Source organism: Helicobacter anseris (assembly GCF_003364335.1).
GTDB lineage: Bacteria > Campylobacterota > Campylobacteria > Campylobacterales > Helicobacteraceae > Helicobacter_H > Helicobacter_H anseris.
This window is the reverse complement of record NZ_NXLX01000031.1, coordinates 1-10,400: the sequence shown is the minus strand read 5'-3', so window position 1 is coordinate 10,400 and position 10,400 is coordinate 1. Positions and strand designations below refer to the sequence as shown.

Sequence of the window (10,400 nt, the reverse complement as noted above, 5' to 3'; positions counted from 1 at the left end):
AGAAGTATGAAGAATAATAATTAAAAAAGAAATTAAAAGTATTAATTAAAAGTATTAAAAAGTATTTTTAATTAAAACTAAGCAGAAGAAGAAAACAAACAAAGATTTTTCCTTCTCCTGCCACCACTTAAACATTTTTATATTTTTTATTTTATTTTTTACTTTTCACTTTATAATTTTTTTGTTTTAAACAAACTAAAACAAAAAGAAATAAAACAATACTTTAAGCTTAAAAGATAAAAGAGAAATAACAAAACTCTTTAATCTTAAAATCAAATCTTAAAGTTTTATAACAAAACTCCTTAGTTTAAGTGGTGGTTGGAGAGGGAAAAGGAAAAATTCATTGCAAAATCCACAATTAGTAATATAATTTGTAAAAATTTTTAGGATAAGACAATGAAACTTTCATATCGAAAAAAACGCTATATTCTCTATAGCCTTATTACTTTGATTGCAATCTGCATTCCTTTTATCAATATCAATGGTAATCAGATTTTCCTACTCTCTTTTGATCATAAAGAATTACATCTAATGGGTATAGCTTTCAATGTGCAAGAGCTTTATCTTATGCCATTTTTGCTTATTATGCTTTTTATTGGAATCTTTTTTATGACTACACTTGGTGGTAGGATATGGTGCGGTTGGAGTTGCCCTCAAACTATCTTTAGAGTAATTTATAGGGATTTGATTGAAACAAAACTTCTAAAACTGCGTAAAAAAATTTCTGACAAACAACAAAAACCAACTTATGACACAAAAAATGTGATAAAAAAAATCATTGCTATTACTCTATTTTCTTGTATTGCATTGATTGCATCTGCTGTGTTTTTATTTTACTTTGTCCCTCCAAAAGAATTTTTTGCCTATTTAAGCCAACCACTAGAGCACAAAGTATTGCTAACCTTTTGGCTATGTATCGCAGGATTTTTAGTTTTTGATATCACTTTTATGGCAGAAAATTTCTGTATTTATGTCTGCCCTTATGCAAGGGTGCAATCTGTGCTATATGATAATGATACTATTATGGCAATCTATGATAATGGTCGTGGTGGATTGGTTTATGATAATGTAGGTAATCTTTTAGCACCTCCACAAAAACAAGACAAAAACAACGAATGTATCAACTGCCATCAATGCGTAAAAGTCTGCCCTACACATATTGATATCCGCAAAGGAATGCAACTTGAATGTATCAACTGCTTAGAGTGTGTAGATGCCTGCACTGATGTGATGGGGAAACTACAAAAACCTACTTTGGTAAATTGGAGTTCTCCAAATGCAATTCAAACTAAAACAAAGATAAAATATCTCAGAAGCAAAACCATTGGATATATGATTGTTTTGGCAATTATTTTTGGCATTATGCTTGTGATGGGAAGCAAAAAAGAACCTGTATTGGTCAATATAGATCGCAACACACAACTTTATGAAATTAGAAAAAATGGCGCAATAGATAACTTTTATATTTTCTTATTTGAAAATACTGATAAAAAAGACCATCGCTATAGTTTTGAGATTCTTAATCAAGAAGGAATTGAAATTATCAGACCTCATCATCCTATAAAAGTAGAATCTAAGGGAAAAATCAAAGAGGTAGTAATCCTAAGAGCTAAAAATCTTGCAGTGAATAATGCAAAAAATGATGCACTCTTACCTTTAAAAATCAGAATCTATGCGATTGATGATTCTGCAATTAGCATTGAAAGAAAAAGTATTTTTGTTTATCCCAAAGAGCAAGTATTACAGAAAGCACTACATTCTAAGAAGTAAAACCACTTCTTAGAATAAAAAATCTATTTAGTTACAATAGTTTTAACACCATTTGATGTATAAACTAATATCCTCTTACTTTTTCCTTTAAATTTATTAAGTGCATTGGTAAAATCACTCGTATTTTTAATAGTAATATTTTCAATTTGCGCGATAATATCGCCTTGATTAAATCCTGCCTCTTGAGCTGGAGAATCCTCTGCAACACTTGTAACAATTACTCCTTGTATCTCATCTGTAATGCGATATCTTTGGCGAATTTGTGGAGTAATGCTCTCTACTCTCAATCCCTTCAATTCTCCCTCTTCACTGCCTTTTGTGCTTACTGGAGAATCTTTTTTACCCTTATTGCGTTCTGCAAGCTTGATATTAAGCACCACTTCTTTTTTGTCTCGCAATACCTTAACATTTACATCTTGATTTGGTTTTAAAGTGCCGATAAAATTTTTAAGCTCTGCACTATCTTTAATCTTCTTGCCATTTACCTCTGTGATTAAATCCCAAACCATCATTCCTGCTTTTTTTGCTGGAGAATCTTTTTCTAGACTAATGACTACTGCACCCTCTTGATTATTATAAGTATCTCGCAAATCATTGCTCACATCTTGGATTCCTACACCCAAATAACCTCTCTCAATTTTCCCATCTTTAATCAATTGTGTTACTACTTGTTTTACCATATCTGAAGGAATGGCAAAACCTATGCCCAAATTTCCACCAGATCGAGAAATAATCGCGGTATTTATTCCTACTAAAGCACCTCTTGTATCAATCAATGCACCACCAGAATTTCCTGGATTGATAGAAGTATCTGTCTGAATAAAATTTTCATAATTATTGATTCCCATACCATTTTTATTAAGAGCTGAAATAATTCCTTTTGTAACTGTCTCACCTACACCAAAAGGATTTCCTATCGCAAATACAACATCACCAACCTGTGCATTACTACTATTAGCAAACTTGATATAAGGCAAATCTTTTTTATCAATTCTAATCACCGCTAAATCACTATCAGGATCTGTCCCAACAAGTGTAGCGCTATATTCCTTAGTGCTATTTGGCAATGTCACTAAAATCTTATCCGCCCCATCAATAACATGATTATTTGTAATAATATAGCCATCTGAAGAGATAATCACTCCACTACCCAAAGCCCTCTCGATTCTATCTTTTGGGATTTGATTATACAAATCTCCAAAAAATTGCTGGAAAAATGGATCATTAAACATAGGATTATTTTGCACTTGTGCTTTAATCTTCTTTTGTGTAGAGATATTGACAACAGCAGAAATTGCTCCTTTTATAGAATCGTGGTAAGAATATACTACATTATCCTTTACTTCTGGACCTACCCTTGTGGTAACATCTGGCATACTTTCTACTTGGAAAGCACATAATGCACTAGCCAATGCCAAACTTAAAAAAATCTTATTTTTCATAAGAGCTCCTTTTTTTTAAAAATCAAAAATTGAATAAATTATTAAAAAATACTTTTTTAAATAAAAAATAAATACCTCTACTCAAAAAATTAAGGGCATTTGATACAAATACAATAAATGAAAATAATTACTATTTTTAGATAGAATCTAAAAATCTTTTTTATTAACCGCTAATACCATTAGGAGATATATTGAATTTTTTTGTAGTCATCTTGCTGATTATTGCTTTTTTTACAGGATGCACCACTTTGCCAAAAGACAGCGAGCTTGCAGTGAATATGAAAATGCCAAAAAACTTTACACATCAAAAGACACTGCAAATTTTAGGTGATACAAAAATTTCTCAAGAAAAAGACTTTATTGCAACTTTTTTTGAACTTTTTCCCAATGAAGATCTCAAAAATCTTATCCTTCAAGCCCTCAAAAACAACACCAATCTTTTGACACTAGAATCTCAAATCATACAAGCAAGAAGCAATGCAAAAATAAGCACTGCAAATCTCCTACCATCAGCCTCTATCAATCTTAATCATAATTATAGTGATAGAAATTACAAAAATATTCAAGTAAATTACAATCAAAACTCTCTCAATGCTTCATTAACCCTCAATTGGGAGATTGATGTTTTTGGAAAACTCAATGCTCTAAGAAATGCAAATATCCAAACACTACTTGCCACTCAAAAAACCTTAGAAAATGCAAAAGTAAGTCTTATTGCTGATATAGCAACTTATTACTTTACAATTCTACAACTCCAAAATTCCATAGAAATCAATCAAATTATCATAAAAAACCTTGAAGAAATTTATAAAATTACTCAGAAAAAATACAATGTAGGCTTGATTGATATTATTGATTTAAGCACTGCGAAAAATAATCTCATTACCCAAAAAAATACGCTTCTCTCTTTGCAATATTCCTTAGAGCAAAATCAAAATGCATTATTAGTCCTTTTAAACCAACAAGATTATCCTCTAGTCTTTGAGAAATCCCAAATCCTCTCACAAGGCAAGATTCCTATCATCACTTCGCTACCCTCATCAGTGCTTTTCAATCGTCCTGATGTTAGCTCTAGTATCTATACATTAAACGCAAGTCTTTATACAAGAACCAATAAAAAACTAGCACTTCTCCCTTCTTTAAGCATCAGTAGTAGTCTTGGGCAAATCTTAGCATCAAGCACAAGTGCTGGAGAATTAGTATGGCAAATTGCAAGCTCACTTGCAATGCCACTTTTTAATCGCTCCTCTATCACTCAAACTTATCTAATTGCAAAAGAAGACACCAGGCAGGCTTATTATAGTTTGCAAAATACAATCAATACGGCATTACAAGAAATCAATAATGCAAGTATCAATCTCCAAACCTCACAGCAAAGTTTTGAAAATTCTAAAGAAGGTTTAGAATTTTTTGAAAATACCCTAAAAAGCACTAGAATCAAAAGAAAACAAAAGCTTATTGATGATCTTTCTTTTTTTGAAGTAGAAAATAATTTTTACAAAGCCAAAAATACCCTCATTAGCTCTTCATTGCAACTCAATACCGCACTTATTTTGCTCTACAAGGCTTTTGCTGGAAATTTTAATACACCACAGGAGGAACGATGAAAAAATCTATCGAAGAGATTCTCAATCCATCAAAAAATACAAATCGTTGGCTTTATATCATACTTATTGGGCTGATTTTTATTTGTTGCACAATAGCATATTTTCTTTTTACTCAAAAACCAAAAATTATTTACAATACCACTAAACCTATTCTTGGGAATATCACGCAAACCATATCAGCCACTGGAACACTTTCTGCAACCAATGATGTAGAAATAGGCAGCCAAATATCTGGAACTATCTCTAAAGTTTATGTTGATGTAAATGACAATGTCAAAAAAGGACAAATTCTTGCAGAAATCAATCCCAATAAATTAAAACAAACTCTTGATGGTTATGAAGCACAACTAAATTCTGCAAAAGCAAATCTTGAGAGCTCTAAAGTCACCTTGCAACAAAAAAAATGGAATTATGAACGCTTAGAAAAACTCTATAAAGCCACAAAAGGCCAAAGTCCTTCACAACTAGAACTACAAACAGCAAAACTAGATTTCTTGCAAGCTCAAGCAGATGTTAAAATCAAACAAGCAAGCATGCAACAAATCCAAACAAACATCAATGCAGCAAAAATTGATTTGCAAAATTCTATCATTACAAGCCCTATTGATGGAATCATTCTCACAAGAGAAGTGAGCGCTGGACAGACAGTTGCTGCAAGTCTCAATACTCCAACTTTATTCACACTTGCTGAGAATCTCAAAGATATGAAGCTTGTTGTAAATATTTCAGAATCTGATATCGGTAAGGTAAAAGTAAATCAAAAGGTTTCTTTTAATGTAGATGCTTACCCCAATCAAACCTTTTATGCAAAAGTCAATCGGGTAAATTTTGCCTCAACTACCACAGACAACATTACAAGCTATGAAACTAATATTTTTGTAGATAATGAACAATTATTACTAAGACCTGGAATGAGTGCCACTGCAAATATAGAAGTTGCTTCTGCAAAAAATGCTATGCTTATTCCAATTGCAGCAATCTTTTATCAACCCAATATACAAACAACACAAAAGAAAAAAAGCAATGCCTCCTTATTTCCTGCCCCACCTCCAAGGCAAAAGCGTAGTATCAATAATGCAAAAAATATCAATGGAACAAATGCCACTATATGGATTCTCAAAGACAATATTCCTCAAGAAATTTCTATTGAAGTTGGAGTATCAAACTCTAAATTTGTTCAAGTGCTTTCAAAAGAAATTACACAAGATACTCTTATCATCACAGATTCTATAATCCAATGAGCTTCATTAGTCTAAAAAATATCACCAAAACCTATGGAAGTGGTAAAAATGCCTTTGAAGCACTAAAAGGAGTAAATCTCACTATAAAAAAGGGGGATTTTATCGCTTTGATGGGTCCATCTGGATCTGGAAAATCCACAATGGCAAATATTTTAGGCTGTCTAGACACCCCAACAAGTGGTCAATATATCTTTGCAAATACCGATGTCTCTCTTTTAAACAACAATCAAAGAGCTTTATTAAGACGCTATTTTATAGGTTTTATCTTTCAAGGTTTCAATCTTTTAACACGAACTTCCGCATTAGAAAATGTAGAATTACCTCTTTTATATCGTGGTTTGAAAAAACAAGAAAGACAAAAATTAGCATACGAAGCACTTGAAATGGTTGGGCTTGAAAAATGGGCACATCATAGTAGCTCAGAACTTAGTGGAGGACAATGCCAAAGGGTTGCTATTGCAAGGGCTATTGTAACAAAACCTTTATTTTTGCTTGCAGATGAGCCCACAGGGAATTTGGATACAAAAAGAAGTATCGAGATTATGGAAATCTTGCAAAAATTAAATCAAGAATTAAAAATTACCATCTTAATGGTAACTCACGAGCCTGACATGGCACAATATGCCTCAAGAGAGATACACTTCCTTGATGGCAATATCGATAAGAAAATCAAAAAGGCTGCCAAATGATTCTTAATGCTTTTTTTCTTGCCTTTAGACAAATCCGTCGCAATTACCTAAGAGCCTTTTTAACTATGCTTGGAATTATTATTGGTGTAGGTTCTGTAATTGTCATGGTAGCACTTGGTAATGGCACTACAAAAATGATCACTCAACAAATCTCAAGTCTTGGGAGCAATCTTTTGATTGTAATGCCAGCTAGAGGGCTTAACACCGGTGGTGGCTCTTTAAAGAGAAATTTTAGTATGCAAGAAGTCAATCTTTTAAAAATGCGTTTGCAAAACTTCAATGCTATTGCTCCTATCTCTAGCTCAAGCTCCCTTGCTCAATATCAAGGTGCAAATACACAAACTACTATCAATGGAATCACTGATGATTATTTTGAAGTTACAGAATGGAAAATGTCTATGGGCAGATATTTTGAAGAAAATGAATATGCAAGAAATGTTTGCATTTTAGGACAAAGCGTAAAAAAAGCACTTTTTAATCAAGCCAATCCTCTTGGCTCTCAAATAAGAGTTGCAAAAATAGTTTGTGAAGTAGTCGGAGTTTTAGAATCTAAAGGTCAAGGTGCAATGGGACAAGATCAAGATGATGTCATTCTTATCCCCTTTAAAGTTTTCAACAGAAGCATATCTGGAACCAATAGTATTTTTAATATCAATAGAATCTTTATTGCACTCAAAGACAATGCAGATAGCACAAAAGCTACTACAGAAGTCAAAGAGATTCTTAGAGAAGCAAGGAATATCAAATCTGGACAGCTTGATACTTTTGAAGTAATGGATACCAAAGAGATTGAAAAAACTCTCCAAAGCACCACAAAAACACTTACTTTATTCTTAGGAGCTGTGGCAAGCGTAAGCTTGTTTGTAGGCGGTATTGGCATTATGAATATAATGCTTGTTTCAGTTACTGAACGCACAAAAGAGATTGGCACACGCCTTGCAATTGGTGCTCTAGCAAGTGATGTTTTATTGCAATTTCTCATAGAATCCATTGTAGTAAGCGCACTTGGTGGTATCATTGGCACTATTCTTGCATTTTTTATCTCACTTTATCTTGCTACGCATATGCAAATTCCATTTGTGTTTGATATATGGGTAGCCATCGGTGCTTTTCTTTTTTCTGCACTTGTAGGGATTATTTTTGGATATTTGCCCGCAAAAAGAGCTTCAAAACTCGATCCTATACAAGCCTTAAGGTATGAATAGCTATAATAGCTATTTGTATTTTAACTTTAGGGAAGCAAAATGAGTCTTGAGCATATTACACTAAATCTACCTATCCTCATTACTTTTGCCTGCTATGCATTGCTGATGCTAAGTATTGGATTTTATTTCTTCAATCAAAACACTACAAGTGGGGATTACTTTTTGGGCAATAAAAAAATGGGGCCTGTTATCTCAGCACTTTCTGCTGGTGCTTCAGATATGAGTGGTTGGCTCTTGATGGGATTGCCTGGAGCACTTTATGTAAGCGGCCTTATTGAGTTTTATATTGCAATTGGTCTTAGCATTGGTGCTTTATTTAATTGGCTTTTTGTTGCAAAACGCCTTAGAATCTATACAGGTGTAGTTAGCAACTCCCTCACAATACCTGATTATCTTGAAACAAGATTTAGTGATGATAGGCATATTTTAAGATTCTTATGCGCAATCATTATCCTCATCTTCTTTACTTTTTATATCTCAAGTGGTCTAGTAGGTGGTGCAAAACTTTTTGAAGCTACCTTTGGCTTGAAGTATCACTATGCTCTTAGCATTGGAACCATTATCATTGTTATTTATACTTTTTTTGGTGGTTATAAAGCTGTATGCTGGACTGATCTTATTCAAGGCTTACTTATGCTTTTTGCACTTCTTATAGTGCCTATTGTGATGCTTTATCATATTGGTGGCATTAAAGAAGCTTTCAATTTGATTCAAAATTCTGATCAATCAAAAGAGATAATCATCTCTATGCAAAAAATAGATATACCACAAACTCTTGATCTTTTAAAAAATAATCCAAAAGAAGCAAATAAAAAAATACAAGAGATTATTGAAATTTTAAACAATGCAAAAGATTTAAAGTTTGGAGATAAAACAGCTATTGAGATAACAAAACTTTTGCAAGATGCTCAAGCAATTCTCTCAAAAGGACAATATACCCCTCAAGAAATACACTCCATCAAAGAAACCCTACTCCTCTTGCAAGATTCTAAAATACAACCCCATAGTCGCTTAAGTATGTTTTCTAATATTTCATTGCTAGGAATTCTTTCTGCATTAGCTTGGGGACTAGGATATTTTGGGCAACCACATATCTTAGTGCGTTTTATGTCAATCCGTTCTATCAAAGATATTCCACTTGCAACAAGCATTGGAATCTTATGGATGGTGGCAGGTCTTCTTGGTGCTTGTTTTATTGGATTGCTTGGAATTGCATATATCAATAAATTCAATCTTTCTTTAAATGATCCTGAAAAAATTTTTATTGCAATGAGTCAAATACTCTTTAATCCTTGGATATGTGGTATTTTACTAAGTGCTATCCTTGCTGCAATTATGAGCACTGCAAGCTCTCAACTTCTTGTATCTAGCTCCACCATAGCACAAGACTTTTATCACAAAATTTTCAAAAAAGAAGCTTCTGAAAAATCCATAATGCTAATGAGCAGAATGGGTGTTTTATTCGTTTCACTAATAGCATTTTTAATCTCAACAAATAAAGATTCTAGTGTGCTATCAATCGTAGCTTATGCTTGGGCAGGTTTTGGTGCTAGTTTTGGGAGTGTAATTTTATTTTCTCTTTTTTGGTCTAGAATGACTAGAATGGGTGCAATTGCTGGGATGATTACAGGAGCACTTGTAGTGATTTTGCACAAAAACTTTTTTAAAGCGCATTTTCCTATCTATGAAATGATACCTGCTTTTATTTGTGCAAGTATAGCTATCATATTAGTGAGCTATTTACAAAAACCAAGAGAAGGAACCAAAAAAGCCTTTGAAACTATGTTAAATGAGGTAGAAAGATAAAAAATCTTTATTCTATGAGAAATCTCTTATTCAAGTTACAATACTCCTGTTTAAAAAATTATCTAAAATATCTACTAAATTTTCATAGGAAAAATACAATGCGAAGAATAAAACTTCTACCCTTTCTTATCCTAAGCATTCCTCTACTTTCTAGGATATTTAAGAAAAAAATGAAAGTACTTATGATTTTACTTCAAAGTGCTTAAATTAAAACAAGATAAAAGTAAAGAAAGTGAGGAAGACAATGAAAGTAATAGGTATCTTAGTTTTAGCATTTATCTTACTATGGTTATGGAATCTTGGAGTTTTTACATACCTTATGCCAAAAGTAATAGCAAAAGAAAAACTTAGTAAAGAATATGGAGGAGTATATGTCTTTTATCCTGAGTTTAGAGAAGAGATAAAGAAAAGAGAGAGGGAGAGGGATGAACTAGCTGAAAAACTTAGAGATGAGATTACTTCAGATCCAAGACAAATTAAAGATAGTGATGGAAAAATGAAAACAATTTATGCGTGGGATTTTACACGCATAAATGAAGCACTCCCCCAAATCCTCTCTAATGGGTGTAAATATCATAATCAAGCTTTTGCTCCTTATAATGTAATCTTTGAACCTTATTATGAAAAGATTAAAGAATTT

Annotated in this window: 7 protein-coding genes and 1 pseudogene; 7 read left to right on the top strand and 1 reads right to left on the bottom strand. The window is 32.6% G+C overall.

The window, feature by feature from the left end; all coding sequences use genetic code 11:
* The first annotated feature begins 396 nt into the window (after window positions 1-396).
* Window positions 397-1,770: a cytochrome c oxidase accessory protein CcoG gene (gene ccoG, locus CQA57_RS07935; RefSeq protein ID WP_115579702.1), complete on the top strand. Its 1,374-nt coding sequence runs from the start codon at window positions 397-399 to the stop codon at window positions 1,768-1,770.
* Window positions 1,771-1,793: 23 nt separating this feature from the next.
* Here ccoG and CQA57_RS07930 read toward each other — a convergent pair whose 3' ends face one another.
* Complete coding sequence (locus tag CQA57_RS07930; RefSeq protein ID WP_115579701.1) at window positions 1,794-3,212, bottom strand: Do family serine endopeptidase; 1,419 nt, start codon at window positions 3,210-3,212, stop codon at window positions 1,794-1,796.
* Between the two features lie 191 nt (window positions 3,213-3,403).
* Here CQA57_RS07930 and CQA57_RS07925 point away from each other — a divergent pair, with 191 nt between their 5' ends.
* The 6 genes and pseudogenes from CQA57_RS07925 to CQA57_RS07900 form a co-directional block, all read left to right on the top strand.
* Window positions 3,404-4,819, top strand: a complete 1,416-nt coding sequence (locus CQA57_RS07925; RefSeq protein WP_115579700.1) for a TolC family protein — start codon at window positions 3,404-3,406, stop codon at window positions 4,817-4,819.
* The gene (locus CQA57_RS07920; protein WP_115579699.1) at window positions 4,816-6,060 is read left to right on the top strand and encodes an efflux RND transporter periplasmic adaptor subunit; all 1,245 of its coding nucleotides are present in this window, start codon (window positions 4,816-4,818) and stop codon (window positions 6,058-6,060) included. The genes CQA57_RS07925 and CQA57_RS07920 overlap by 4 nt, the downstream gene beginning before the upstream one ends.
* Window positions 6,057-6,749, top strand: a complete 693-nt coding sequence (locus tag CQA57_RS07915) for an ABC transporter ATP-binding protein (protein WP_115579698.1) — start codon at window positions 6,057-6,059, stop codon at window positions 6,747-6,749. Before CQA57_RS07920 ends, CQA57_RS07915 begins: the two co-directional genes overlap by 4 nt.
* Entirely contained in the window at window positions 6,746-7,954 is a 1,209-nt protein-coding gene (locus CQA57_RS07910) for an ABC transporter permease (protein WP_115579697.1), read from the top strand. The genes CQA57_RS07915 and CQA57_RS07910 overlap by 4 nt, the downstream gene beginning before the upstream one ends.
* Window positions 7,955-7,993: 39 nt before the next feature.
* On the top strand, window positions 7,994-9,760 hold the full coding sequence (locus CQA57_RS07905) for a sodium:solute symporter family transporter (protein WP_115579696.1): 1,767 nt from the start codon (window positions 7,994-7,996) through the stop codon (window positions 9,758-9,760).
* Window positions 9,761-10,004: 244 nt separating this feature from the next.
* A pseudogene (locus CQA57_RS07900) lies at window positions 10,005-10,400 on the top strand (hypothetical protein); the annotation flags it as partial.

What these genes read in the sequence shown, in the direction of transcription:
- ccoG (WP_115579702.1), top strand. Translation starts at nt 397, where the DNA reads ATGAAACTTTCATATCGAAAAAAACGCTATATTCTCTATAGCCTTATT.
- CQA57_RS07930 (WP_115579701.1), bottom strand. Translation starts at nt 3,212, where the DNA reads ATGAAAAATAAGATTTTTTTAAGTTTGGCATTGGCTAGTGCATTATGT.
- CQA57_RS07920 (WP_115579699.1), top strand. Translation starts at nt 4,816, where the DNA reads ATGAAAAAATCTATCGAAGAGATTCTCAATCCATCAAAAAATACAAAT.
- CQA57_RS07915 (WP_115579698.1), top strand. Translation starts at nt 6,057, where the DNA reads ATGAGCTTCATTAGTCTAAAAAATATCACCAAAACCTATGGAAGTGGT.
- CQA57_RS07910 (WP_115579697.1), top strand. Translation starts at nt 6,746, where the DNA reads ATGATTCTTAATGCTTTTTTTCTTGCCTTTAGACAAATCCGTCGCAAT.
- CQA57_RS07905 (WP_115579696.1), top strand. Translation starts at nt 7,994, where the DNA reads ATGAGTCTTGAGCATATTACACTAAATCTACCTATCCTCATTACTTTT.